This is a genomic window from Nocardia fodinahabitans (assembly GCF_052983615.1).
In genome coordinates, this window is sequence record NZ_JBRJJC010000001.1 from 1,480,821 (window position 1) to 1,506,640 (window position 25,820).

The window sequence follows — 25,820 nt, forward strand, 5'->3', positions numbered from 1 at the left end:
ACCACGGTACGGAAGGAATGCATAACGAACATGTCGCTGGGGTCAGTGTGGAGTACCTGATCCGGCTCGAGCAGGGCCGCGACCGGCACCCCTCGCCGCCGGTGCTGTCCGCGCTGGCCGAGACGCTGCGGCTGAGCCCGCGCGAACGGGTGCACCTGCACCAGCTCACCAAGGGCATGTCCGGTTTCAGCTGCGGTGCCGCGGAGAACGGCCCGAACCGCACCGTCCGGCCGACGATCCGCGCGATCCTCGACCAGCTCGAGCCCGCGCCCGCCGCGGTCACCAACCGGTTCACCGAGGTGCTCGCCTGCACCGCGGGCTACCGCACACTGATGGCGCCCAGCGGCCTGTTCGAGCAGGGCGAACCGGCCAATGTCGCGCGGTTCGTCTTCACCCATCCCGGCGCGCGCGAGCTGTACCCGGACTGGGACGCCGCCGCCGACAAGCTGGTCGCCTCGGTCAAGCAGGGCCCGTTCCGCGCCGACCCGATGGTGGCCGCCCTGGTCGACGAGCTGACCGTCACCGCGGGCGCGCCGTTCACCGACCGGCTGGCCGCGCTGCCGGGGCTGCCGCCCTCGGGCGGGATCGACCGAATCAGCCATCCCGAGGCGGGCACGCTGCGGCTGGCCTACGAATCGCTGGATCTGTCCATCGACGACGACCAGTCGCTGTATGTCCTGCTGCCCGCCGACGAGGCCAGCGCGACGGCGCTGGACCGGCTGCTCGGGCGACGCCCCGGCGGGCTGCGCGCCATCGCGAGCTGACCCGCGCGCGCCGTCGCGGGTGCGCGTGTTTCACCGTGTCGGGGCCGACCGGTAACCTTGGGAATCGTGCATCCTGACGTTATCGCCGACCTCGCCGAACTCGACACCACGCTCAAGACGGTCGAGTCGGTCCTCGATGTCGAGGAGCTACGCCGTCGTATCGACGAGCTCGAGCACCAGGCGGCCGATCCCGAGCTGTGGAACAACCAGGACCACGCCCAGCAGGTGACCAGCGAGCTGTCGCACGCCCAGAGCGAGCTGCGCCGCGTGGAGGAACTGCGTCAGCGCCTCGAAGACCTGCCGGTGCTCTACGAATTGGCCGAGTCCGAGGAGGGCTCCGCCGCCGAGGAAGCCACCGCCGACGCCGACAACGAGCGCGCCGCGCTGCGGGTCGACATCGAGGCGATGGAAGTGCGCACCCTGCTCTCGGGCGAGTACGACAAGCGTGACGCGCTGGTCAACATCCGCTCCGGCGCCGGTGGCGTCGACGCCGCGGACTGGGCGCAGATGCTGATGCGCATGTACATCCGCTGGGCCGAGCGGCACAAGTACGTCGTCGAGGTCTACGACACCTCCTACGCCGAAGAGGCCGGCATCAAGAGCGCCACCTTCGCAGTGAAGTCGCCTTACGCCTACGGCACGCTCTCGGTGGAGATGGGCACGCACCGGCTCGTCCGGATCAGCCCGTTCGACAACCAGGGCCGTCGCCAGACCTCCTTCGCCGAGGTCGAGGTGCTGCCGGTGGTCGAGACCACCGACCACATCGAGATCCCCGAGGGCGAGGTCCGCGTCGATGTGTACCGCTCCTCGGGCCCGGGTGGTCAGAGCGTCAACACCACCGACTCCGCGGTGCGCCTGACCCACATCCCCACCGGCATCGTGGTGACCTGTCAGAACGAGAAGTCGCAGCTGCAGAACAAGATCTCGGCCATGCGCGTGCTGCAGGCCAAACTGCTCGAGCGCAAGCGCCAGGAGGAGCGCGCGCAGATGGACGCACTCAAGACCAACGAGGGCGCCTCGTGGGGCAACCAGATGCGGTCCTACGTGCTGCACCCGTACCAGATGGTCAAGGATCTGCGCACCAACTATGAGGTGAACAACCCGTCGGCGGTGCTCGACGGTGACATCGACGGCTTCATCGAATCCGGAATCCGTTGGCGCATGCGGGAACAGGCCGACGCGTAGCCACCTGTTCGCTCGGCCGGTGTGACGCGGTTCGCGTTTGACCGGGCACCGTGACCCCGCTGTAACCTTTCGGGTGTGTGTTCGAGCGAACCGGAACTGTGCCAGCGCAAGCCCCGTCGATTCTCGGCCGGGGCGAGGCGATGAGCGGCGTCCTGGCGATCAACACGGCGCCGGAGATCACCGCGTGGCTGCGGTCCAGCGGGCTCGAGATCGTCCTGCTGGTGGTCGGCGCGATGCTGTTCGGCCGGTTCGCCGCCTTCGTGCGCGACCGGGTGACCACCAAGATCGACGCGGGCTTCCACTCGAGCGACGCGCTGGTCCGCACCGAGGCCGCCAAGCACCGGCACGCCCTGGCCCAGGTCATCACCTGGGTGGTGCTGACCATCGTCTACGTGCTGGTCGGCATGGAGGTGCTGCGCAGGCTGGGCTTCGCGGTGACCGGTCTGGTCGCGCCGGCGGCCGTGCTCGGCGCGGCGCTCGGTTTCGGCGCTCAGCGGATCGTCCAGGACATCCTGGCCGGGTTCTTCCTGATCACCGAGCGCCAGTACGGCTTCGGTGACGTGGTGCGGATCGCGGTCACCGGATCGGCCGACCCGGCCGAGGGCACCGTGGAGGACGTGACGTTGCGCATCACCACGCTGCGCAACTCCGACGGCGAGGTCATCACCGTCCCGAACGGGCAGATCGTGAAGGTGACCAACCTGTCCAAGGACTGGGCACGTGCCGCGATCGACGTGCCGGTGTCGGCGCAGGCCGACATCACCAGGATCAACGAAATCCTGCACGAGGTGTGCACCAAGGCCTACCAGGACCGCCGCCTCGAGCCACTGCTGCTCGACGAACCGTCCGTGATGGGTGTGGAAGATCTCTCGCTCGACGAGATGAACATCCGGATGGTTGCCCGCACATTGCCGGGCAAACAATTCGAAGTGGGGCGCGAGCTGCGCGTGCGCGTCGCGGCCGCCCTGCGTAAGGAAGGAATCAGTGAAACCACGTAAGTCGACGGCGATCCTGATGGCCACCTGGGTGTCCACCTTCGTCCTCTATCTGTTCGTCAAGCCCGCCGACACCACCAACACCGGCCCGGTCTCGCTGCTCAACGCCGTCCCCACCTGGGTGGATCAGACGCCATAAGGTTGCTCGCCGCCTCGCCGACGTCGTCGGGGCCGGGTCGGGCGCGGGGTCGCTGGCTACACTGGCTCCCCGTGATCACCATGCGCAACGTCACCAAGTCGTACAAGACCTCGACGCGGCCGGCGCTGGACAACGTCTCCGTCGAGGTGGACAAGGGCGAATTCGTCTTCATCATCGGCCCGTCCGGTTCGGGGAAGTCGACCTTCATGCGGCTGCTGCTCAAGGAGGAGTCGCCGACCGCGGGCGAGATACGGGTGGCCGATTTCCGGGTCGACCGATTGCCGGGCCGGAAGGTGCCGAAGTTGCGGCAGCGGATCGGATGCGTCTTCCAGGATTTCCGGCTGCTCCAGCAGAAGACCGTGGAGCAGAACGTGGCCTTCGCGCTCGAGGTGATCGGCAAGCGGCGCCAGTTCATCGAACGCACCGTGCCCGAGGTGCTCGACATGGTCGGGCTCGGCGGCAAGGGCAACCGCTTGCCCTCGGAGCTGTCCGGTGGTGAGCAGCAGCGCGTGGCGATCGCGCGCGCGTTCGTCAACCGGCCGCTGGTCCTGCTCGCCGACGAGCCGACCGGCAACCTCGACCCCGACACCAGCGCCGACATCATGGCGCTGCTGGAACGAATCAACCGCACCGGCACGACCGTGCTGATGGCCACCCACGACAACCACATCGTCGACGCGATGCGCAGGCGGGTGGTGGAGCTCGACCACGGCAGACTCGTGCGTGACGAAGCGACCGGTGTCTACGGGGTGGGGCGATAATGCGACTGAGTTTCCTGTTCACCGAGGTCGCCGACGGTCTGCGCCGCAACCTGACGATGACCATCGCGATGATCCTGACCACCGCGGTCTCGCTGATGATGCTCGGCGGCGGCATGCTGTCGGTGCGGATGGCGGACAAGACCGAGAACTTCTTCATCGGCAGGCTCGAGGTGCGGTTCTACCTCGACGACGCCGTCTCCGACACCGATCCCGACTGCGCCGCCGATCCGTGCAAGTCGCTGCTGGCGGATCTGAAGGGCACCTCGGGCGTGGAGAGCGTGCAGTTCCTCAATCGCGCCGACGCGCTCGAGGAGGCCAAGAAGCTGTTCGCCGATCAGCCCGAGATGGTGCAGTACATCGCCGACTCGCCGCTGCCCGCCTCGCTGCGGGTGAAGATGACCGACGCCGATCAGTACCAGCACATCTACGACAGCTTCGCGACCAGACCGGGCGTGCGGATCGTCGCCAACGACAAGGAGTTCGTCGACCGGCTGGTCAGCCTGTTCGACGGGTTGCGCAATGCCGCGTTCGGGCTGGCGCTGGTGATGGCGCTGGCGGCGATGCTGCTGGTGCTGAACATGGTGCAGATCGCCGCGTTCACGCGGCGTACGGAAGTCGGCATCATGCGCCTGGTCGGCGCGACCCGCTGGTACACCCAGCTGCCGTTCCTGCTGGAAGCGGTCGCGGCGGCGTTCGTCGGCTCGGTGCTGGCGATCCTCGGGCTGGTCATCGCCCGGCCGTTGGTCATCGACCGGGCGCTGGGCCCGCTGTTCGACAGCAATGTCTTCCCGCGCATCACCGGCGACGACATCGCGGTGGTCGCGCTGACCATCGCGCCGATCGGCATCGTGTTCGCCGCGGTCACCGCGTATCTCACCCTGCGGTTCTACGTCAGGGAGTAGTCCCGGCACCATGCGCACCGCGATGGGCGGGGACCTGCTGACGGGTCCCCGCCCATCGGCGTCTGCGCTCCGCGTGACGGGCTGGACCCCCGTAGGTCAGCCGAGGGCTCGTAGCTGTGGCCACAGCTGCGACCACGGCCGGACCGGCTCCCGGCAGACGAAGAGTGGTTCGCCCTGCTCGTCGTTGTCGATGCCGAGTCCGTTGTCGAGGACGCCCGCCGGTTCGACGACCCCGCACAGACCGGTCAGCTGGTCGCGGTCGATGCCGACGGTGAGCACCGTGGTCGCGGTGTCCGGCGGCGGACCCCACCACCAGTAGGCGTTGTGGCCCGAATACGGTGCGGGCAGACCGTATTCGGGGCCGTAGCGCTCGATGGCGCCCGCTTCGCCATAGTTCGCGGTGAGCACGGCGGCGCCCGGTGGCCGGGCGGCCGCGATCTGCGCGACGTAGCGGGGCCAGCCGATCGTCTCCCCCGCGTCGTAGTTCACCGCGAGCACCGGCGAGCCGGGCAGCTGCGACACCGGCAGCACCGGCAGGAACAGCGCGGCCGACATCGCGGCGTTCACCACGACCACCGAACCCACTGCCGCCCAGCGCTTTCGCCGGTCACCGAGCGCCGAGGCGAGCCCGACCGCACCGGCGGCGAGCAACACCGGATACATCCCGCCGAGGTAGTACGCCTTGCCGCCCGCCACCAGGAACAGCACGAACAACAGACCATAGGCGAGCGGGAACGCCCGATACCGCGAGTGCCACAACCGCCACAGGCCGTATCCCCACAGCGGCACCAGCAGCGGACCGAACAGCCCGAATTGCAGGAGCGCGAACATGATCGGCGAATCCGAGGTCCCCGACGACCCGCCCGCGATCGCCCGGCTCAACGTCCACTGCGGCCAGCCGTTGCCGGCCTGCCACCACAGATACGGCGCCGCGAGCACTGCCGAGATCCCGATCGCGGCCGCGAAATATCTGGTGGCGAACACTTTTCGCGGTTCGGTCAGCAGCGATGCGACGACGAGCGCACCGACGGGCACGACGATCAGCACCTTGTTCTGCACGCCGAGCCCGACCACCGCGCCGACCGCGAGCCACCACCGCGGATCGGCGCCGCCTATCAGCTTCAGCACCAGCAGGCAGATCAGCGACCAGGCCGCCAGGTCGAACACCGTGGTCCCGAACAGGTGCCCCGCCGCCTGCACCATGGCCGCGCTCGCCACTGCGGCGGCGGCCAGCGCCCGCGCGCCACGCCCACCGCCCAGCTCTTTCGCCATCAGCCCGGCGCACACCACGACGAAGGTCGCGGCGGCGATCGTGGGCAGCCGTAATACCCACAGCGCATCGGGGTCGATCGCGGCCATGAGCCGGGCCAGCGCGGGGGTCAGCGGGGGCTGGTCGGGATATCCCCAGTCCAGCCGGCGGCCCGCCGCCAGGAAGTACATCTCGTCACGGTGGTAGCCGTAGCGCGTCGTGGTGATCAACAGAACCAGGGTGAAAACCGACGCGATCACGGTCACTCGTCCAGACTGACATGAAATCCCCGATTTCGCGGACATCGACGAGCTTCTTACTCCAGAGTAAGATAGTCTTACCGAGGAGTAAGATAGCTGGGGTCCACAGCGCCCCGACAGCCGAGGAAATCAGGTGATGATGAGCACTCGAGACAGCGCGACGAAGCGACGTCCGAACGACACGTCCGCGGTCGGCCTCAGCCAGCCCAAGCGGGACTGGATGGGCGCCGCCATGCGCGCTTTGACGACCATTACCGGGTCGGAGCTCGCCGAGAAGTACAACCTGCGCAAGCCCATCGAACGCGTCACCTACGAGGGCACCAAGACCGGGTTCCGCACCCTGGGCGCGGCGACCCGTACCTTCGCCAAGGTCACCGGCGGCGGCCAGCCCAAGCGGCTGCCCGACAACGAGGCCAAGACGAAGGACTACTTCGACCTCACCCCCTCCGACGAGCAGCAGATGATCGTCGAGACGGTGAAGGACTTCGCCGGCGAGATCCTGCGCCCGGCCGCCTACGACGCCGACAACGCGGCCGAGGCGCCGCGCGATCTGCTCGAGCGCGCCGCCGAACTCGGCATCACCTTGATCAACGTGCCCGAGGAACTGGAAGGCGCGGCCAGCGAGCGTGGCGCCGTCACCAACGCCCTGGTGGCCGAGGCCCTCGCGCACGGCGACATGGGCCTGGCGCTGCCGATCCTGGCACCCAGCGGCGTGGCCGTCGCGCTGTCCCAGTGGGGCACCGACGCGCAGCAGCAGACCTACCTGCCCGCCTTCACCGGCGAGAACGTGCCGCAGGCGTCCGTGGTGATCAACGAGCCGCGCGCGCTGTTCGACCCGTTCGCCCTGCAGACCAAGGCCACCCGCTCCCCCAGCGGCTTCCGCCTCACCGGCGTGAAGAGCCTGGTCCCGGCCGCCGCCGATGCCGAGCTGTTCATCGTGGCCGCCGAACTCGACGGGCGCCCCGCGCTGTTCATCGTCGAGTCCGACACCGCGGGCCTGTCCGTCGAGGCCGATCCGAGCATGGGTCTGCGCGCCGCGGGCCTGGGTCGCCTGGTGCTGGACAACGTGGCCGTGGGCGCCGACGCCGTGCTCGGTGACGGCGATGCCAAGACGCGCGCCGAGGAGTACGCCGACGCGGTGCAGCTGGCTCGCCTCGGCTGGTCGTCGCTGGCGATCGGCACCGGTCAGGCCGTGCTGGACTACGTGATCCCCTACGTGAACGAGCGGGAAGCGTTCGGCGAGCCGATCTCGCACCGTCAGGCGGTCGCGTTCATGGTCGCCAACATGGCGATCGAGCTCGACGGTCTCCGGCTCGTGACCCTGCGGGGTGCGTCCCGCGCGGAGCAGGGTCTGTCGTTCGCCCGCGAGGCGGCGCTGGCGCGCAAGCTGGCCACCGACAAGGGCATGCAGATCGGCCTGGACGGCGTGCAGCTGCTCGGCGGTCACGGCTTCACCAAGGAACACCCGGTCGAGCGGTGGTACCGCGACCTGCGAGCCGTCGGCGTTGCCGAGGGCGTGGTGCTGGTCTAGTCGGTCCGTCTTCGATACCCAGGAGAATTCCATGATCAATCTCGAACTCCCCAAGAAGCTGAAGGCGAGCGCCAACCAGGCCCACCAGGTCGCCTCCCAGATCTTCCGTCCCATCTCCCGCAAGTACGACCTCGCCGAGCACGATTACCCGGTCGAGCTCGACACCATGGCCGCCATGATCGAGGGCCTGTCGGACTCCGGCACCCAGAAGATCGGCGGCGCCGCGGGTGGTCGCGGTGACGAGGCGGACGCCGACCTGGTCGCCAATGCCAACGGCGGCAACATGTCCGCGCTGCTCAACGCGCTGGAGACCTCGTGGGGCGACGTCGGTCTGATGCTGACCATCCCCTACCAGGGCCTGGGCAACGCCGCGATCGCCGCGGTCGCCACCGACGAGCAGCTGGAGCGCTTCGGCAAGGTGTGGGCCGCGATGGCCATCACCGAGCCGTCCTTCGGTTCCGACTCCGCCGCCGTCACCACCACCGCCGTGCTCGACGGTGACGAGTGGGTGCTCAACGGCGAGAAGATCTTCGTCACCTGTGGTCAGCGCGCCACCCACATCGTGGTGTGGGCCTCGGTCGACAAGAGCCTGGGTCGCGCGGCGATCAAGTCGTTCGTCGTCCCGCGCGACGCTCCGGGTCTGTCGGTGGCGCGGCTCGAGCACAAGCTCGGCATCAAGGCCTCCGACACCGCGGTGCTGCTGCTGCAGGACTGCCGCATCCCGGCCGACAACATCCTCGGCTCGCCGGAAGTCAACGTGGAGAAGGGCTTTGCCGGGGTCATGCAGACCTTCGACAACACCCGCCCGCTGGTGGCCGCGATGGCCGTCGGTGTCGCCCGCGCCGCGCTGGAGGAACTGCGCACCATCCTCACCGAGGCCGGTGTCGAGATCTCCTACGACACCCCCGCGATCAACCAGCACGCCGCCGCCGCCGAATTCCTGCGCCTGGAGGCCGATTACGAATCGGCCTACCTGCTCTCGCTGCGCGCGGCGTGGATGGCCGACAACAAGAAGCCGAACTCGCTCGAGGCTTCCATGTCCAAGGCCAAGGCGGGCCGCACCGGCACCGACGTCACCCTCAAGGCCGTCGAACTGGCCGGCACCCTGGGCTACTCCCAGCGTCTGCTCCTGGAGAAATGGGGCCGCGACTCGAAGATCCTCGACATCTTCGAAGGCACCCAGCAGATCCAGCAGCTGATCGTGGCTCGCCGCGTCCTCGGAAAGACCAGCGCCGAACTCAAGTGAGCTGGTAGACAACGGAAGAACCGGTGCGAGTCGCGACAACTCGCACCGGTTTTCTCGTTTCCCGGTGATGTCGGTACGGCTCGCTAGGGTGACACCGTCGCGTGCCGTGGGGCAGGCGGAAGCGAGGGTGGCATGGGTTGGACAGTGAACGGACTGCTCGTCGAGGGAACCGTCGACCTCGCGCGATTGCCGGGGCACACCGAGGACAGCGGCGAGAATGTCGATCTGGGCCAGGCGTTCTCGCGCCCGGTCGACTACGCGGTCGCCGTCATCGACGGATGGACCTCGATCCTCGATCCCCACCTGCTGCTGACCTTCGACGACGACGCCGTGCTCGCGCTCGCGGGCGACCGCCGCGCCCTCGCCTACGCGGCCCACAGCGTGTCCGATACCTACGGCTTCACCTGGTATTCCGGCGGACAACCGCTGCGTCGCGTCATCTACTCCGCGGGCGAGATCGCCGACGAGACGGGTGGTGTCCTCCCCGAAGAGGCCCGCCTCGAGCCGGGCATCGACGAGGATTTTGTCTTCGACATCATCGCCGGACTGACCGGACTCGACTGGGGACCGATCGCCGAGGCCGCCTACCGGGTCCGCACCGGCACGCGTCGCTAGCGCGACCTCGGCGACTGGAGGACCCCCGACCTGCGCGCCCCGCTCACCGCGACGACCCGCGCGTGGAACGACGACGTCGAAACCCTGCTCGCCCGCGCCGTCCTCACCCACGCCATCGAGCGCGAACTGGGAGCCTGACCTCAGCGGCTCGCGGTGTCGTCGAGGTGCAGGCGGCGGTCGAGGCGGTGGGGGTCGACGTCGAGGAGTGCGCGGTCCCAGTGGGCGAGGTCGGCGGCGGCCGCGTAGGTGGTGTCGAGGAAGTGCAGGAGGGTGGCGTCGGGGTCGGCGGACTTGCGGACGACGTCGTACGGGAGGACGAATTCGCCCAGCGTGGAATCCCATTCGGCGCCGTCGGGGCCCGCGGGACGGGTGGCGTAGCCCTCGGGGGCGGGGTAGGCGTAGGCGTAGAAGGTGCCTTCGGTGCCGCCCGGCCAGAAGCCGGCGCTGGCGCACTCCCGGGAGTAGGCCTCTTCCATGACCCAGTCGGCGCAGTTGGGCGCGCCGCCGGGATGCCGGGGCGCGGTGCGGCCGGAGAAGCGGGTGCAAGCCAGGTCGAGGGAACCCCAGAACACGTGCACCGGACTGGTTTTCCCGGCGAAGCCGGCACGCCAGAGCTGGAAGACCCGCTCGGCCTGGACCAGCTGCTGCCAGAAGAGGTTCACGGCGTCACCGTCGTAGGAGTGGTGGGTGGTGTCCTCGGCGAACGGGATCGCCGGGTCGACCTCGTTGGGTGAGGCTTCGATGTCGACGACGACGTCGAGACGGCCGAGGACGTGGCCCAGTTCGGCATAGAAGTCGGCGACGGTGCGCGGGCGCAGCGCGATCATGGCGCGGCGGCCGTCGCTGGTGCGCAGGACGAGTTCGTGGTCGACGAAGTCGAATTCGATGTCGAGCAGGCGGCCGTCGACGGGAATCGCGCCGGTCGCGAGCCCGCGCGCGGAGACCGCGAAGGTGACGTTCCACCAGTGGTTCACCAGCGGCGTGCCCGCCATCTTCAGCTTGCCGATGATCTGGGTCCACATGTGCAGGGTGTCGCGGGTGTCGCTCCAGGAGTCGACCCGCAGGGTCGGCCACACGGCTGCGGCGGGGGTCAGGGTCATCGTCGGTCCTCGCTCTCTCGGTGCACGACCGGCGCGGGCGCACCGTTCACTGGCAGCCAGGGAGCTGGCTGACTGGTCAACCGTCCGACATGTTCTGCGATGCCCCATCGTACGTCGGCGCAGGTAACGGCCGCGGAAAGAGCGAATCACGGACCCGCACAGTTGCCTGAGACTTCGAGTCCCATATAAAGTGAGAGCTGGGCCACCCCGAAGGAGACACCGCCGATGCTGTCCACCACCCCAAAGAACACCGCGACCGATCCCGAGTACCACGAGATCCTGCGCAACCTGTCCGACGGTTCGGTGAACCGGCACTTCGACCCGTATGTCGACATCGACTGGGACTCACCGGAGTTCGCCGTCCATTCCGACGATCCGCGCTGGATCATGCCCGACGAGGACCCGCTGGGCCGCCATCCCTGGTACAAAGCCCAGCCCGTCGACAAGCAGATCGCGATGGGGATGTGGCGTCAGGCCGGGATCGCCAAGGTCGGCCTGGATTTCGAGCAGCTGCTGATCCGCGGGCTGATGCAGTACCTGATCTCGGTACCCAACGGTGATCCGGAGTTCCGCTACGTCACCCACGAGGCGGCCGAAGAGTGCAACCACACGATGATGTTCCAGGAGATGATCAACCGGATCGGCTATCGCGATGTGGTCGGTATGGGCAGCATCGACCGCAAGCTGACCATGATCATCTGGCCCGCGGTGAAGTACTTCCCCGAACTGTTCTTCACGATGATCCTGGGCGGCGAGGAGCCGATCGATCACCTGCAGAAATCGCTGCTGCGCGCCGGGGTCGACCTGCATCCGATGGTGCAGCGGGTCATGCAGATCCACGTGGCCGAGGAGGCGCGGCACATCTCGTTCGCGCACGAATACCTGCGCCGCAATGTGCCCGGGATGAATCCGATCACGAAAACCGCGCTGTCGGTGCTGTTTCCGATCGCGATGCGGATCATGCTCGACATGATCATGACGCCGCCGAAGGAGTTCGTCGACAAGTTCGACATCCCCGCCGAGGTCATGCGCGACGCGTACTGGGGCGGCGAGGAATCGCAGGTCACGATGCGCAACATCTTCGGTGACGTCCGCGCGCTGGCCACCAACAGCGGCCTGATGAACCCGGTCGCCAAGCTCGCCTGGCGCCTGCTCGGCATCGACGGTCCGGTCACCCGGTACCGCAGCGAGCCGACCCGCAAGGTCGCCTGAGCTGGTGTCGACCCGCCGGTATCCGGCGGGCCGACGGCGGGCTCACTTGATGAGCTTGGCCCGCAGCGCGGTGATCACCTGCGGACGCAGGCCGAGGCCGTCGCGCAGGTACTTGTCGACGGTGCCGTAATCCGAGGTCAGCTGGGTGATGCCGGACTCGAGGTAACTGCGGTCGACGACGAGGAACGGCCGGTAGATGGCCGCCGCGGCGGGTCCGCGGGTCGCCGTGATGTGGGCGATCGTGGCTTCGATCGAGGCCGCCGAGTACTCGTTGGTGAGCAGGTAGTCGCTCATGATCGTGTCCGCGTCCACGCCGACCAGGCTCTGCAACAGGTACACCGCCCAGCCGGTGCGGTCCTTGCCCGCGGTGCAGTGGATGACGACGGGGCCGGGCTGCTCGGCGATCCGGGTCAGCGTCTGCGCCATACCCTGCTTGGCCGCGGCATCGGTCACGAACATCCGATTGGCCGTGCGCAGCAGTTCGGCGGCCTGCTCGGGGGTATTGATGCCACCGGGGACCTGATTGAGGTCACCGGCGAGAATCGGGATGTTGACGTAGGACGCGCCGGCGGGCACCCGATCGGGCGCCTGGGCGATCTCCGATTCGTTGCGCATATCGATCACGTCGGCGATGCCGAGACCCTGCACCGTGGCGAGGTCGGCGTCGTTGAGGGTCAGCGCGTTGGACCGGTAGATCGCACCCTTGTTCAGGCGATGACTGCCCTGCGCGCCGTAACCCGCACCGGTGCCCGCGACATCACGGAAGTTGTCGACACTGGCCAGCCGCGGCGCGTCGGCGGCGGGCGCAACCGGGCTGGCGAGTACCGGACCCGGCGCTGCCACGGCGATTCCTGTCATCGGACTGATCGTCAGACCGGCGCACAGCGCGAACGCGGCGGCAGCGCGGCGGGGGGATACGGACATGGGCACTCCTGGCTGTACAGATAGCAGGCGATCGCTTGCTCGAGAAAGGTCAGTGGAGCACGCGCCACCGCCGGTGTCGGAGACCGAACGATTCCCAGCCCCACCAGCAGAGACAGCCCGCCCACTGAGCGGGAACACGCTGTACACACCGGACACGGTGGGATACAGCCGGACGACAACGCCCCGCCGGAGTCGCGTTCCGGCGGGGAGTTCGACGTCCGCTACTCGATGAGCTTGGCCCGCAGCGCGGTGATCACCTGCGGACGCAGGCCGAGGCCGTCGCGCAGATACTTGTCGACAGTGCCGTACTCCGAGGTCAGCTGGGCGATGCCGGCCTCGAGGTAGCTGCGGTCCACGCCGAGCAGCGGACGGATGACGGCGGCCGCCTCCGGCCCCCTGGTCTCGGCGATGTGCGCGACCGTGGCCCCGATCGAGGCCGCCGAGTACTCGTTGGTGAGCAGGTAGTCGCGCATGATCGTGTCCGCGTCCACGCCGACCAGGCTCTGCAGCAGATAGGTCGCCCAGCCGGTGCGGTCCTTGCCCGCGGTGCAGTGGAAGACGACGGGTCCCGGCTGCTCGGCGATCCGGGTCAGCGTCTGCGCCATGCCCTCCCGAGCTTCCGGCGAGGACACGAACTGACGGTTGAACGAGCGCAGCAGCTCCTTCGCCTCCTCGGGGCTGCGGAGCTTGCCCGCCTGCTCGGCCAGGTTGCCCGCCAAGATTTGGATGTTGACGTAGGAGGCACCGGCCGGGACGCGATCCGGCGCGGAGGCGATCTCGTCGTCGTTGCGCATATCGATCACCTCCGCCAAGCCCAGACCTTCGACGGTGGCCAGGTCGGCGTCGCTGAACGTCAGGGCGTTCGACCGGTAGATCGCGCCCTTGTGCAGGCGATGACTCCCCTGCGCGGCATAGCCGGCACCGGTACCGGCGATATCGCGGAAATTGTCGGCGCTTGCCAGGCGCGGCGCGTCGGCGACCTGGGCGGGACTGGTGAGTACGGGGCTGGGCGCGGCCGTGGCGAAACCGGCCGGCGGACTGATCACCAAACCACCGCACAGGGCGAGGACCGCGGCGAGACGGCGAGGGGACAGCGACATTGATACTCCTTCGATACCAAGCGAGTGCTTGTTTGATACGCGCACACTGAAGCACCCCGAATGCCGATTCAGCACTCGAATCGGCGGGTAGCATCGAAGCCAGCTTTTATACGCTGACCTGCGGAGGAACTCCGGAGAAGTTCCTCCCACTGATCGGGCGACGGGACTGTACACAGCGATGTACAGTTGACTATGGCCGATTACGAAACTGTGCCTTTGACCGAACTGCGGGGGCAACTCGGTAATGTCCTCGACGGGGTGTCCGCCAGCGGACGACCGGTGATCGTGACGCGGGAGGGGAAAGAATTGGTCGCGGTGGTTCCAGCCGAGGTGTTGCGCCACGGGGCTCTGCCCCCCGCCTACTTCAACGACGACCTGCGCGAGCAGATCCTGGGCGGTCTCGACGATCGCATCCGGCAGCACTCCCCCGCCGACATCGCCGACGCGGAAGCGAAACTCGACAAACTCATGAGCGCACTGGACGGCACCGGCGCGGGCCGCCAGTGAGCGTCGCCGACCACACCGCCCTGACCTCGCTCGCGCTGTCCCCACTGTTCGGACAGGTGATCATGCGGCAGTTCACCCAGCAGCGCCGGATCATGGTGGTGCCGACGGTGAGCCTGATGGCCGCGATGCGAGCCGTGGACAACATCGACGAACTCGGCCGCCTGCTCGACAATCGTGTCGCCGTGCGCTGGGCCGAACTGGACGCGGCCACCGCGATCCGCACCGGCACCACCGTCCCGATGGCCGACGACCACACCGAATGGCCGCTCGTCGCGCCCGTCGTCTTCATCGCGCAGAACCTCGACATGCCGGTGCTGACCACCAAACCGGAGCTGTATCGCGGCTACAAGGTGCAGGTCGCCCCGATGCCGTGAGGCCGGGCCAGTGACAGCGGCCACAGTGCGGGTCGGTTACGGTGCACGAGCGAACGATTCACCAGGGAAAGCAGTACCAGGAACACTCGAGGAGAGCTGGTTATGCATCAACTGAGTTTCATGCGTCGCTTCACCACCGCGGTCGCCGCCACCTCGGCCGCCGTCGCCGTCGTCTTCGCAGCCCCCGCGGCCGCCGACCCCGCGCCACAGACCACGGTCGACGTGGCCGCGGCCGTCGCGCAGTTGCGCACCACGGTGGCGGGCAACCCGGGCGCGCTCGCCGCCCTCGACAAGCTGGTCGACCAGGGCACGGTCGACGTCGCGCTGCCCGCGCAGCCATTCCAGATCCCCGCGACCTCCGATATCGGCCAGAACGGCGGGGGCGCGGGCGTGTACGGCTCGGGCATCGCGCTCGACATCGACGGCTTCCGGATGGGCTTCTTCGGCGGTCCAGGCACCATCTCCCCCAACCAGGGCGGCGCCAAGCTCGAGGTCATGTGGCTGAACCTGACCAACGGCCAGAGCGGCACCGCCGTGCTGACCGAGCACCAGGACGTGCCGGTCGACACCACAATCCGCACCGCCCCGCTGAACATCGGCGGCGGCCTGGTCGTGGCCGCGGTGTACGGCAACCTGTGGCACCGCTGGTCGGTGCCGGTCGACGAGGCGCACCCGGACGGGTACGCCTACCAGCTCGGCACCATCCAGCAGCCGTCCTTCGGCGCCGTCACCCGGTAGTCCACCCGCGTCGCGCACCCCGGAATCGCCATGATTCCGGGGTGCGTCCGCGTTCGGCGGGCAGCATTGCCGCGCGACAGGTCCGGTGTGGCGTAGGTTTGCCGCGTGGATCTGGTCGACCGACTCGAAGAACTGGAACGGCGGGTAGCCGCCCTGGAGCAGTCCGGAAGCGGTGACGCGCAACTGCCATGGGCGGTCGCGCGCCTGCGACAGGAGTTCGACGCCGCGGGCGTGCGCAACGGCGGCGTGCTGCTGGCGGGGGCGCTGCAACTGCCGACCGGCGAGCGGCTGGACTGGCAGGCGCAGTTCGCCACCGATGCCATCGTGGGTGACGTGTGGACCATCGAGGCCGCCAATTGCCTTGCGGTCCTGGCGAATCCGGTACGACTGCGGCTGCTGCGCGAGATCGTCTACGGTCGCCGCACCGCCGCCGATCTGGCCGCCATCGAGGAACTGGGCACCTCGGCCGAGATCTACCAGCACCTGCGCCAGCTGGCCGCGGTCGGCTGGCTGCAAACCGCCGGGCTCGGCCGGTTCGAAGTGCCGGAGGGCAGGCTCGTCCCGTTGCTCGCGGCGTTGGCCAGCGCGCAACGCTGATTGGGAATTGTCCCAATTGTCCGTTTAGAACGCTGTGACGCAGGGCACATCGACTGCTACCGTAAGCATCCAGGGATCGATGCTGCTGTGGAGGTAGTCGAGTGAACGTGACCCATCTGCTCGAAAGCGTGAAGGCGCTCGGGGTGCTGCGTTCGCGCGGCGTGTCGGACCCGACCAAGCCGCTGGAGACCCTGCGGACGATGAAGGAATCCAAGATCTACGGCCCCCAGGCCACCTTGGTCCGGCACTCCGCCCGCGTCGCGCCCGAGCAGGTCGCGCTGGCCGACGAACGGGGCGAGCTCACCTACCGCGAGCTCGACGAACAGTCGACCGCCGTCGCCCGCGGCCTGCACGACGCGGGCATCAGCCAGGGCATGGTGATCGCGGTGCTGGCGCGCGACCACCGCGGGCTGATCATGTCGATGATCGCCGCGGGCAAGCTGGGCGCCCGGATCGCGCTGATGAACACCGGCTTCGCCAAGCCGCAGTTCGCCGAGGTGTGCGAGCGCGAGCACGTCCGCGCCGTGCTGCACGACAGCGAGTTCATCGGACTGCTCGACGCGCTGCCGCCCGAGCTGCCGCGCTTCCTCACCTGGGTCGACGAGGGCACCGAACTACCGGAGGGCGCAAGGACTTTCGACGATCTCATCGCGGGCAACTCCACCGAGCCGCTGCCCCCGCCGAGCAAGCCGGGCGGGTTCATCATCCTCACCAGCGGCACGACCGGCCTGCCCAAGGGCGCGCCGCGCACCAAGGTGACCCCGATGGCGACCGCGCAGTTCGTCGACCGGGTGCCCTTCCCCAAGCGCGGCACGATGATGATCGTCTCGCCGATCTTCCACAGCACGGGTCTGGGCACCTGGCTGGTCGGCACGATCCTGTCGAACAAGATCGTGATGCGCCGCCGCTTCGACGCCGAGGCCACCTTGGCCGCGATCGCCGAGCACAAGGTGGAGATGCTGGTCGCGGTGCCGACCATGCTGCACCGGATGACCGAGCTGCCCGCCGAAGTGCGGGCGAAGTACGACCTGTCCTCGCTGAAGGTGATTCTGTTCGCCGGGTCGGCGCTCTCGCCCGAACTGTGCATCAAGGCCACCGAGGCGTTCGGACCGGTGCTCTACAACCTCTACGGCTCGACCGAGGTGGCCATCGCGACCATCGCCACCCCGGCCGAGCTCGCCGAGGCGCCGGGCACCTGCGGCCGGTCGCCGATCACCTGCGAGGTCCGCCTCTACGACGAGAACGACCAGCGGGTCGAGACGCCCGAGACCCCGGGCCGGATCTTCGTGCGCAGCGGCGCGCCCTTCGAGGGCTACACCGACGGCCGCAACAAGCAGATCATCGACGGCTTCATGTCCAGCGGCGACCTCGGGCACTTCACCGCGAGCGGCCTGCTCATGGTCGACGGCCGCGACGACGACATGATCGTCTCCGGCGGCGAGAACGTCTTCCCACAGGAGGTGGAGAACCTGCTGGTGGAGCGCATCGACGTGTTCGACGTCGCGGTGGTGGGCGTGGACGACGTGGAATTCGGCAAGCGCCTGCGCGCCTTCGTGGTGCTCGAGGAGGGGCACAGCACCGGCGCCGCCGAGATCCAGGCGCACGTCAAGGAGAATCTGGCCCGGTACAAGGTGCCGCGTGAAGTGGTCTTCGTCGACGAACTCCCCCGTAACGCGACCGGCAAGATCCTGCGGCGTGTCCTCATCGATTATGAGGTGTCACAGTGAGGTCGGAGGACTGAGAGACAGAGCACAATCGGCCCCAGATGCTTGCTATTGTTAGCACCAGCACTGGATCTCGATGACGCGGTCCGGCCCCACGGGGGTTCGTCGTGGGATCGGTCTGCCGGAAGGCTGTTCGATGTCTCTGTCTCTGCCCGCGCTCGGTGGTACCGCCCGGCGCGCCGGTGATTTCGCGCTCGGCGTCAAAGTGATGATGGATCGCAAGCTGTTCAATCCGCTGCGCCTGGATCACGCCGCCCGTTCGTTCTTCAATGTCTCCAAGTTCGGCCCGTTCGCCGGTGTGGTCATGCACGCCGCGCAGACGCGGCCGGACGCGGGCGCCATCGTTGACGAGCGCGGTGAACTCACCTTCGGGATGCTCGACGAGCAGTCCAACGCGCTGGCCCGCGGCCTGCGGGCGAGCGGGATCACCGAGGGCGACGTGATCGCCGTGCTGGCCCGCGACCATCGTGGCATGGTGCTGAGCCTGCTCGCCGCGGGCAAGCTCGGCGTGCGCGCGGTGCTGATGAACACCGGCTTCGCCAAGCCGCAGTTCGCCGACGTGGCCGCGCGCGAGAAGGTCAAGGCGGTGCTGCACGACAGCGAGTTCGTCGACCTGATGAGCGCCATCCCGGCCGATATCCCGCGCGTGCTCACCTGGGTCGACGAGGCGCACGGCGTCGATCCGGCCATCCCGACCATCGAGTCGGTCTCGGCCGGTCGTTCGGTGACGCCGCTGACCCCGCCCACCAAGCCGGGCGGCATGGTCATCCTGACCAGCGGCACCACCGGAACGCCGAAGGGCGCCCCGCGCGACAAGGTGAGCCCGTTCGCCTCCGCGCAGTTCATCGACCGGGTGCCGCTGCCGAACAACGGCACCATGATCATGGCGGCGCCGATCTTCCACGGCACCGGCCTGTCGCAGTTCACTCTGGGCCTGGCACTGGGCAATCGGGTGATCTTCCAGCAGCGCCGGTTCGATCCGGAGAAGACCCTGGCCAATATCGTGAAGTACCAGGCGGATTCGCTGATCGTGGTGCCGACCATGCTGCAGCGCATCCTCGATCTGGACGAGCAGATCCTGGCGAACTACGACCCGAAGACGATCAAGGTCATCTTCGCGGCCGGCTCGGCCATCGCGCCCGACGTGGTGACCCGCACCCTGGACTACTTCAACGACAGTCTCTACAACCTGTACGGCTCCACCGAGTGCGCCGTGATGACCGTGGCGACCCCGGAGGACCTGCGCAAGGCGCCGACCACCGCGGGCAAGGCACCGGTCGGCATCCGGATCGTGCTGCTCGACGAGAACCGCAAGCCGATCACCGCGCCGAATGTCACCGGAACCATCTTCGTGGACAACGGTTTCGCGTTCACCGGCTACACCGACGGCCGCACCAAGGAGATCGTCGACGGGATGATGTCCAGCGGTGACGTCGGCCATTTCGACGACGACGGGCTGCTCTACATCGACGGGCGCGACGACGACATGATCGTCTCCGGCGGCGAGAACGTCTTCCCGCTCGAGGTGGAGAACCTCATCGCGGGCCGGGCGGACGTGTTCGAGGCGGCCGTGGTCGGCGTCGACGATCGCGACTACGGCAAGCGGCTGCGGGCGATCGTCGTCCCCGGTCCGGAGTCGGCGCGCGACGCGCAGGAGATCAAGGACTACGTCCGCGACAACCTGGCCCGCTACAAGGTCCCGCGCGAGGTGATCTTCGTCGACGAACTGCCTCGCAACGCCACCGGCAAGCTGCTGCGCAAGCCGCTGATCGAGATGGACGCCGAGCAGGCGTGAGGCCGGCCGTTCGATCACGGTCGGGCGGCCCATACCGGTCGACTATCATCAGCGCGTGATCATCGAGTTCGCGCGGTCCTCCGCGCCGTCGCGTGCCGTCGGCGCGCGGCTGCGCGGCGCCTGCGCGGGCTCGATGTCGGGAGCGCTCTCCCTGGCTGCTCACGGGCTCGCCTCCGGCGGCGCACTGCCGGGCAGCACCACGGTCGTGCTGCTGGCCGCGGTCTCGGCCGTGGTCGGCGCGGTGGTCGCCGGCATCGGCCCGCTGCGTGACGGTGCGATCGGGCTGGCCGCCGTGTTGCTGGGCGGTCAGCTGCTCGGCCACACGACCATGAGCTGGTCCGGGCATGCCCATTACGGTGACGATTCGCTCGGACTCGGCATGCTCACCGCGCACGCCGTCGCCGCCGTCCTCGCCGCCGCGATCATCCTCGGCGCCGAGGCCGCCTACCGGATCGGCAGCGCCGTTCTGGCGCGGATCCTGCCGCTGCGTTATCGCGCCCCCCGCATTCCCGACCCGGCGCCGCTGCGCCTGGTCCACCGTGACCGCGTCATCCTGCGGATCTTCGCCGCGCAGTCACTGCGCACCCGCGGTCCGCCGCTCGCGATTCCTTTCTGATCCTTCCTTCACCCGGTGCACGAGCGAGCGATTCGCCGTGCGGTGTTCGCGCGTGCGCACCGGGTTTCCAGACTCCAGAAATGAATCACCATGAGCATCACGGACACTCGTCCGGTCGAGGAACCGACCTCGGCGATCCCCGTCTCCGCGGACCGGCCACGCTCCGGACACCGGCGGGGCCTGCGCCTGTATCCCCTGGCCATGCGCCTGCACTTCTACGCGGGGATCTTCGTGGCCCCGTTCATCCTGATCGCCGCGCTCACCGGCGCGTTGTACGCGATCGCTCCGACCATCGAAGGGATCGTCTCCCGCGACCTGCTCCAGGTCGACACCGCCGGCCCCGACCAGGCGCTCTCGGCGCAGGTCGGCGCGGCGGTCGCGGCCCGGCCGGACCTGACCCTCGTCGCCGTCGCGCCCGCGCCGGGCGACGGCGAGACCACCCGGGTGCTGTTCAACGACCCGGCGCTCGGCGATTCCGAGCGACTCTCGGTGTTCGTCGACCCGCACACCGCGCAGCCGGTCGGCGAGGCCGTGGTCTACGGCAGCGGAGGCGCGCTGCCCTTGCGGACCTGGCTCAGCGAGTTCCATCGCAGCCTGCACCTGGGCGAGCCCGGCAGGCTCTACAGCGAGCTGGCGGCGTCGTGGCTGTGGGTGATCGCCCTGTTCGGCCTCGTGCTGTGGGTGCACCGGGTGCGCAAGCGCCGATCCAAGCGCTCGGCGCAGTGGCTGCTGGCACCGGATTTGTCCGAGCCCAAGCGGCGCACGCTGAACTGGCACGGCGCGATCGGGTTCTGGATCCTGCCGGTGGTGCTGTTGCTCGCGGCGACCGGCATGACCTGGTCGACCTATGCCGGTGACAATGTCACCGCGCTGCGCGAGGAACTGAGCTGGACCACCCCCGCGGTGAACGTGAAGCTGCCCGGCACCGCCGGGCCGGCCCAGTCCACGGGCGGCGACCACCACAGCGCAGGCCACACCGCGCCCGCCCCGGCCGACCCGGCCGCGCGGATCGCCCAGCTCGACACCGTGTGGGCGATCGCCCAGGCCAACGGCATCACCCAGGCCGCCGAGATCGCGATCCCGGCGACACCGGAGAAGGCGTTCGGCGTCAAGGAGCTGCGCAAGCCCGGCACCTACACCATCGACTCCGTCGCGATCGACGGCGCGACCGGCACGGTCACCGACCAGCTCGCCTTCGCCGACTGGCCGCTGATGGCCAAGCTCACCAACTGGGGCATCGCCTTCCATATGGGCCTGCTGTTCGGCATCGCCAACCAGCTGCTGCTGCTCGCGGTGGCGCTCGGCCTGTGCGCGCTGATCGTGCTCGGCTACCTGATGTGGTGGCAGCGCCGCCCCACCAGGGCGACGAGCCGGTTCGCGGTCGGTGCGCCCCCGCGCCGGGGCGTGCTGCGCAAGACCTCGCTGTGGATCACCGTCCCGCTGGTCGCCGCGGCGGTCCTGATCGGCTGGTTCATCCCGCTGATCGGGCTGAGCCTGCTCGGCTTCCTGATCGTGGACCTCGCGCTCGGTCTCGCCGCGCGCGCCCACCCGACGGCCTGACCGCAGGCTCCCGCCACGAGGCGAAACCGCTTCGCCCACACACCATTTCCCGTGCTCCGGGCCGTCACGATGACGCACGCCCGCAGCCACCCCATTCGATGAAGGATTGAACCACTCCATGAAGACCACCAAGATCGCCCTCGCCGCTGCCGCCCTGCTGACCGCGGGCACCGTCGCCGCGAGCACCGTGCACGCGGCACCGACCGCGCAGGCACCGATCGGCTTCACCGCCGAAGCGGTCGACAGCACCTCGCGGATCACCACCGACGCGGGTTCGCTGGTCGTCGAGAACGGCATGTTCGAGGTCAAGGCCGCCGACGGCACCACCGTCGCCGCCACTCCCCTGCGGTTCCAGCTCGATGATTTCGAGTTCCCGATCGCCGCCGAGATCACCGGCCGCACCGCCACCCTCACGCCCCAGCTGAGCATGGACAAGGCCGTCTACAAGCCCGTCGCCCTGCCCTTCGAGGACAAGGCACCGTGGAAGTCCGAATACGACCGCGAACAGGCCGCCTGGTCACGGATGACCAGCACCATCTCCCTCGGCGCTTCGATCGGCACCCTCGTCGGCGGGCTCGGCGGTGCCGCCGTCGGCTGCGTACTCGGCGGGATCATCGGCGCGACCGTCGCCTCGGCCACCATCGTCGGACTGTTCGGCCCGTTCCTGCCCGCCGCCGCGGTCGGCTGCCTCGGTGGCATCCTCGCCATCGGTGCGCTGGGCACCGTGGCGGGACAGATCTTGGTGACCGCACCGGTCGCCCTCGGCGCGGCGATCCAGTACTTCACCACCATCAACCAGCCGTTCCCGGGGAAATGATCCGACGCTGCTGACCACATTGCCGAGCTCGACCCGCAGCCGGCTGCGTGCGCAGTCGGCTACGGGGCGGCCGTTGCCTCGCTGACGAGGACGGCGGCGACGCGGCCGGCGTAGTCGATGACGGTGGCCGGGTCGTCTCCCGCGTCGACCCGGCGCACGCACGCGTCGACCAGCGCCTGTAGTGACTCCGTCACCAGGGCGGGATTCGTCACCGCCGCTGCGGACAGTTCCCCGCGCAGGAGGTCGGCCAGTTCGGTGTGCAGCGCGATCACCCGCGCTCTCGCGGTGGCCGAGAGGTTCATCCGCGAGAGCGCGGTGCGCCAGGCGTGATCCCCGTCGACGGCCTGCTCGATGTTGACGCGCACGTACGCCACCACGCCTGCGGCTGGTGTCGGTGCGGCCTCGACCGCGTCGCGGACCGCGCTCGTCCAGCGCGGGAAGCCGCGGGTGACCACCATCTCGATCAGATCGTCGATCGAGTCGACGTAGCGGTAGATGCTGTTGCGGGCGATGCCGGCGCGGGCCGCCACCGCCCCGGCGGTCAGGGTGGTGTCGCTGTCCTGGGTCAGGAGGAACTCGGCGCTGTCGATCAGCGCCGCGAGTACTTGGGCGCGATGCGCGCGGACGCTGTCCGCATTGATCTTGGGCATGGACCTCGGCTGCTTTCTTTTCCCCGTGTCTGGTTCCAGTTCGGGTACGTGCTAACGTGCCGTCGAGCTCTTGGAGACACCGTGTCTCCAAGAGGGATCCCTGTGCGCCCCGAACCTGGTCAGGGTCTGCGCCGCGCACCCGACGACACGGAGCTACTGCGGTGAACGACTTTAGTGGGATCGACGGCTTCCTCGGCACGAGGGCGTCGATCGCGATGGACATGATGGTGACGTTGATGGTGCTGGTGGTGCTCGCCCTCGGGTGGAGTGTGTACCAGGTCAAGGTCGGCCGGCGGTTCCGGCTACACCGCGGGGTTCAGCTCGGACTGGGTGTCGCGCTGCTGGTCGCCGTCGTGCTGTTCGAGCTGGATGTGCGCTTCAATGGCTGGCAGGAGCGCTCCGCGGGAGTCGTGGGCGGCACGGTGTCCACCGCGGTGTCGACATCGCTGGCGATCCACCTGGTGTTCGCGGTCACCTCGGTCCTGCTGTGGCCGGTGGTGATCGTGCGGGCGGTGCGCAATTTCGGCAATCCGCCGCACCCGGGCGCGCACGCTGCGTGGCACCGGCGGTGGGCCACGGTCGCGGCGATCGATATGACACTGACCGCGGTGTCCTGCTGGGTCTTCTACTGGCTCGCTTTCGTCGCCTGACCGGCCGTACCATTCGAGCGTCCGGCGGTCGGCGGCGGGCTCGGGCCGCGGCCTCGGGGTACAGACCCGTCGCGGTCGGCGTATTCGGCCAGCGATCGCACCGCGTCACCGTTTCGTTCGCGCGCCGGGGCCGGGCCGGACAGAATCGGAGGTGAACCCCACATTCGGTGACGGCGAAAGGACGACTGGGCGATGACATTGTCCCGTCGGCAGCTCCTGCGCTTCGGCGTGACCGGTTCGGTCGCGGCCGCGGTCGGTGTGTCGGCGGTGAGCAGCGCCCGCTTCCCCGCGCCGCGCACACTCGGCGAACCGTTCTCGCTCGGCGTCGCCTCCGGGGAGCCGACCGCCGACGGTGTGGTGCTGTGGACGCGGCTCGCGCCCGACCCGCTGGCACCCGACGGCTACGGCGGGATGCCGATCGACCCGGTGACCGTCGACTACGAGGTCGCCGAGGACGAACGGTTCACCAGGGTCGTGGCCAGGGGTGCGGCGGTGGCGACCCGCGCGCTCGGCCACAGCGTGCATCCCGAGGTCGCCGGGCTGGCACCGGACCGGTGGTACTTCTACCGATTCCGGGCGGGCTCGGCGATCTCCCCCGTCGGCCGCACCCGCACCGCGCCCGTGGCGGGCAGCCCGACCAACCGGCTGCGCTTCGCCTTCGCGTCGTGCCAATCCTGGAGCTCCGGGTACTACACCGCCTACGAGCATCTCGGCGCCGAGGATCTGGACCTGGTCGTACATCTGGGCGATTACATCTACGAGTCGTCCTGGGTGCTCGCGCGCCGCGGCGCGAGCCTGCCGCCGCAGCTGGAAGGCGAGGCGGTGAACCTGGCGGGCTACCGGCTCAGGTACGCGCAGGCCAAGGCCGAGCTGCCGTTGCAGGGCGCGCACGCGGCGTTTCCCTGGCTGGTCACCTTCGACGACCACGAGCTCGACAACAACTGGGCCGGGTCGCAGCCGGGACTCGGTCTCGACGTGTACCGGCTGCCCCTGCCATATCGGAACCGCAAGGCCGCCGCCTTCCAGGCCATGTACGAGCACCAGCCGATGCGGCTGGCCCAGCTGCCCACCGGACCGAGCGTGCACCTGCACCGGCGCTACCGATTCGGCGATCTGGCCGAGTTCACCATGATCGACACCAGGCAGTACCGCTCCCCGCAGGCCTGCGGCGACGGCACCGCGGTCACCGGCTGCGACGATCGTTTCGCCACCGACCGCACGATCCTCGGTGCGGCGCAACGGGACTGGCTCGTCGACGGCTTGACCACCTCGCCCACGCGCTGGCAGGTGCTCGGCAATCAGGTCGCGATGGCGCAGTCCGACTACGACCCGGGCCCGGAACTGCTGCTCGGCACCGACGCCTGGGACGGCTACATCGCCGACCGCAACACGGTGCTCGGTGCGGCCGCCGCCCGCACGGCGGGCAATCTCGTGGTGATCACCGGCGACCGCCACGAGAACTACGTCGCCGACCTGCGCGGGGACTACGCCGACCCCGAATCACCGGTCGTGGCCACCGAATTCACCGGCACCTCGATCACCACCGGCGGCGACGGCGCGGACCTCACCGACGCCGGACGGGCCCTCCTGTCGGCCAATCCGGACATGAAGTTCTACAACCGGCAGCGCGGCTACGCCCGGGTCGACCTCGATCATCAGGTGTGGCGCACCGATTTCCGGGTGCTGCCGTATGTCACCCGCCCGGGGGCGCCGATCACCACCCGCGCGAGTTTCGTTGTGCAAGATGGTGTCGCGGGGGCAAGTCCCGCGTAACGACCCACTGATCGAGGCGCGTTCGGCACAGGGCAC

The 25,820-nt window shown here is 68.8% G+C and carries 26 protein-coding genes; 21 read left to right on the forward strand and 5 right to left on the reverse strand.

What is annotated here, in order from left to right:
* The first annotated feature begins 17 nt into the window (after positions 1-17).
* The 6 genes from NV348_RS07125 to ftsX all read left to right on the forward strand — a co-directional run bounded on the left by NV348_RS07125 (position 18) and on the right by ftsX (position 4,746).
* A complete protein-coding gene (locus NV348_RS07125) occupies positions 18-764 on the forward strand; it encodes a helix-turn-helix transcriptional regulator (protein ID WP_447146292.1) in 747 nt (248 codons plus the stop codon).
* Positions 765-830: 66 nt separating this feature from the next.
* The gene (gene prfB / locus NV348_RS07130; RefSeq protein WP_316575808.1) at positions 831-1,949 is read left to right on the forward strand and encodes a peptide chain release factor 2; all 1,119 of its coding nucleotides are present in this window, start codon (positions 831-833) and stop codon (positions 1,947-1,949) included.
* Positions 1,950-2,089: 140 nt separating this feature from the next.
* Positions 2,090-2,947: a mechanosensitive ion channel family protein gene (locus tag NV348_RS07135; protein ID WP_447146293.1), complete on the forward strand. Its 858-nt coding sequence runs from the start codon at positions 2,090-2,092 to the stop codon at positions 2,945-2,947.
* Complete coding sequence (locus NV348_RS07140) at positions 2,934-3,083, forward strand: Rv3103c transmembrane domain-containing protein (RefSeq protein ID WP_447146294.1); 150 nt, start codon at positions 2,934-2,936, stop codon at positions 3,081-3,083. Before NV348_RS07135 ends, NV348_RS07140 begins: the two co-directional genes overlap by 14 nt.
* A gap of 71 nt (positions 3,084-3,154) precedes the next feature.
* Positions 3,155-3,844, forward strand: a complete 690-nt coding sequence (ftsE, locus tag NV348_RS07145; RefSeq protein ID WP_218717630.1) for a cell division ATP-binding protein FtsE — start codon at positions 3,155-3,157, stop codon at positions 3,842-3,844.
* Positions 3,844-4,746, forward strand: coding sequence for a permease-like cell division protein FtsX (gene ftsX, locus NV348_RS07150; RefSeq protein WP_447146295.1), 903 nt, complete (start codon positions 3,844-3,846; stop codon positions 4,744-4,746). The genes ftsE and ftsX overlap by 1 nt, the downstream gene beginning before the upstream one ends.
* Positions 4,747-4,842: 96 nt before the next feature.
* Here the strand turns inward: ftsX and NV348_RS07155 are convergent, their stop codons facing one another.
* Entirely contained in the window at positions 4,843-6,225 is a 1,383-nt protein-coding gene (locus NV348_RS07155; RefSeq protein ID WP_447146296.1) for a glycosyltransferase family 39 protein, read from the reverse strand.
* A gap of 166 nt (positions 6,226-6,391) precedes the next feature.
* Between NV348_RS07155 and NV348_RS07160 the strand changes: the two genes are divergently transcribed.
* From NV348_RS07160 to NV348_RS07170, 3 genes are all read left to right on the forward strand, one after another.
* Positions 6,392-7,786 carry an acyl-CoA dehydrogenase family protein gene (locus tag NV348_RS07160; RefSeq protein WP_447146297.1) on the forward strand — a complete coding sequence of 465 codons (1,395 nt, stop codon included), beginning with the start codon at positions 6,392-6,394 and terminating at the stop codon, positions 7,784-7,786.
* A gap of 31 nt (positions 7,787-7,817) precedes the next feature.
* Positions 7,818-9,032: an acyl-CoA dehydrogenase family protein gene (locus NV348_RS07165; RefSeq protein ID WP_447146298.1), complete on the forward strand. Its 1,215-nt coding sequence runs from the start codon at positions 7,818-7,820 to the stop codon at positions 9,030-9,032.
* Positions 9,033-9,164: 132 nt separating this feature from the next.
* Complete coding sequence (locus NV348_RS07170) at positions 9,165-9,647, forward strand: hypothetical protein (protein ID WP_447146299.1); 483 nt, start codon at positions 9,165-9,167, stop codon at positions 9,645-9,647.
* Between the two features lie 140 nt (positions 9,648-9,787).
* Here NV348_RS07170 and NV348_RS07175 read toward each other — a convergent pair whose 3' ends face one another.
* Positions 9,788-10,747: a DUF5996 family protein gene (locus tag NV348_RS07175; protein ID WP_447146300.1), complete on the reverse strand. Its 960-nt coding sequence runs from the start codon at positions 10,745-10,747 to the stop codon at positions 9,788-9,790.
* A 225-nt stretch (positions 10,748-10,972) separates the two neighbouring features.
* On the opposite strand from NV348_RS07175, the gene NV348_RS07180 reads away from it, so the two are divergent.
* Complete coding sequence (locus tag NV348_RS07180) at positions 10,973-11,959, forward strand: AurF N-oxygenase family protein (protein WP_447146301.1); 987 nt, start codon at positions 10,973-10,975, stop codon at positions 11,957-11,959.
* Between the two features lie 42 nt (positions 11,960-12,001).
* Here the strand turns inward: NV348_RS07180 and NV348_RS07185 are convergent, their stop codons facing one another.
* Positions 12,002-12,883 carry a tyrosine-protein phosphatase gene (locus tag NV348_RS07185; RefSeq protein ID WP_447146302.1) on the reverse strand — a complete coding sequence of 294 codons (882 nt, stop codon included), beginning with the start codon at positions 12,881-12,883 and terminating at the stop codon, positions 12,002-12,004.
* A gap of 221 nt (positions 12,884-13,104) precedes the next feature.
* Complete coding sequence (locus NV348_RS07190; protein WP_447146303.1) at positions 13,105-13,983, reverse strand: tyrosine-protein phosphatase; 879 nt, start codon at positions 13,981-13,983, stop codon at positions 13,105-13,107.
* A gap of 216 nt (positions 13,984-14,199) precedes the next feature.
* Here NV348_RS07190 and NV348_RS07195 point away from each other — a divergent pair, with 216 nt between their 5' ends.
* The 9 genes from NV348_RS07195 (at position 14,200) to NV348_RS07235 (ending at position 22,711) form a co-directional block, all read left to right on the forward strand.
* A complete protein-coding gene (locus NV348_RS07195) occupies positions 14,200-14,490 on the forward strand; it encodes a type II toxin-antitoxin system prevent-host-death family antitoxin (protein WP_447146304.1) in 291 nt (96 codons plus the stop codon).
* Positions 14,487-14,864 (forward strand): PIN domain-containing protein, encoded by a 378-nt coding sequence (locus NV348_RS07200; protein ID WP_447146305.1) that lies wholly within the window; start codon positions 14,487-14,489, stop codon positions 14,862-14,864. The genes NV348_RS07195 and NV348_RS07200 overlap by 4 nt, the downstream gene beginning before the upstream one ends.
* Positions 14,865-14,966: 102 nt before the next feature.
* On the forward strand, positions 14,967-15,602 hold the full coding sequence (locus NV348_RS07205) for a hypothetical protein (protein WP_447146306.1): 636 nt from the start codon (positions 14,967-14,969) through the stop codon (positions 15,600-15,602).
* A 105-nt stretch (positions 15,603-15,707) separates the two neighbouring features.
* On the forward strand, positions 15,708-16,199 hold the full coding sequence (locus NV348_RS07210; protein ID WP_447146307.1) for an ArsR/SmtB family transcription factor: 492 nt from the start codon (positions 15,708-15,710) through the stop codon (positions 16,197-16,199).
* Between the two features lie 101 nt (positions 16,200-16,300).
* Positions 16,301-17,926, forward strand: coding sequence for an acyl-CoA synthetase (locus tag NV348_RS07215; RefSeq protein ID WP_447146308.1), 1,626 nt, complete (start codon positions 16,301-16,303; stop codon positions 17,924-17,926).
* A gap of 133 nt (positions 17,927-18,059) precedes the next feature.
* On the forward strand, positions 18,060-19,718 hold the full coding sequence (locus tag NV348_RS07220) for an acyl-CoA synthetase (protein ID WP_447146309.1): 1,659 nt from the start codon (positions 18,060-18,062) through the stop codon (positions 19,716-19,718).
* Between the two features lie 55 nt (positions 19,719-19,773).
* Positions 19,774-20,334 carry a hypothetical protein gene (locus tag NV348_RS07225; protein WP_447146310.1) on the forward strand — a complete coding sequence of 187 codons (561 nt, stop codon included), beginning with the start codon at positions 19,774-19,776 and terminating at the stop codon, positions 20,332-20,334.
* A gap of 90 nt (positions 20,335-20,424) precedes the next feature.
* Entirely contained in the window at positions 20,425-21,894 is a 1,470-nt protein-coding gene (locus tag NV348_RS07230; RefSeq protein WP_447146311.1) for a PepSY-associated TM helix domain-containing protein, read from the forward strand.
* Positions 21,895-22,012: 118 nt separating this feature from the next.
* Positions 22,013-22,711, forward strand: a complete 699-nt coding sequence (locus NV348_RS07235; RefSeq protein ID WP_447146312.1) for a DUF8020 domain-containing protein — start codon at positions 22,013-22,015, stop codon at positions 22,709-22,711.
* A gap of 59 nt (positions 22,712-22,770) precedes the next feature.
* Here NV348_RS07235 and NV348_RS07240 read toward each other — a convergent pair whose 3' ends face one another.
* Positions 22,771-23,361 (reverse strand): TetR/AcrR family transcriptional regulator, encoded by a 591-nt coding sequence (locus NV348_RS07240; RefSeq protein WP_447146313.1) that lies wholly within the window; start codon positions 23,359-23,361, stop codon positions 22,771-22,773.
* Between the two features lie 161 nt (positions 23,362-23,522).
* Here NV348_RS07240 and NV348_RS07245 point away from each other — a divergent pair, with 161 nt between their 5' ends.
* Together NV348_RS07245 and NV348_RS07250 are read left to right on the forward strand one after the other, a co-directional pair.
* Positions 23,523-24,011 carry a DUF420 domain-containing protein gene (locus NV348_RS07245; RefSeq protein ID WP_447146314.1) on the forward strand — a complete coding sequence of 163 codons (489 nt, stop codon included), beginning with the start codon at positions 23,523-23,525 and terminating at the stop codon, positions 24,009-24,011.
* 192 nt (positions 24,012-24,203) lie between these two features.
* Positions 24,204-25,784: an alkaline phosphatase D family protein gene (locus tag NV348_RS07250; RefSeq protein ID WP_447146315.1), complete on the forward strand. Its 1,581-nt coding sequence runs from the start codon at positions 24,204-24,206 to the stop codon at positions 25,782-25,784.
* Positions 25,785-25,820 lie beyond the last annotated feature (36 nt).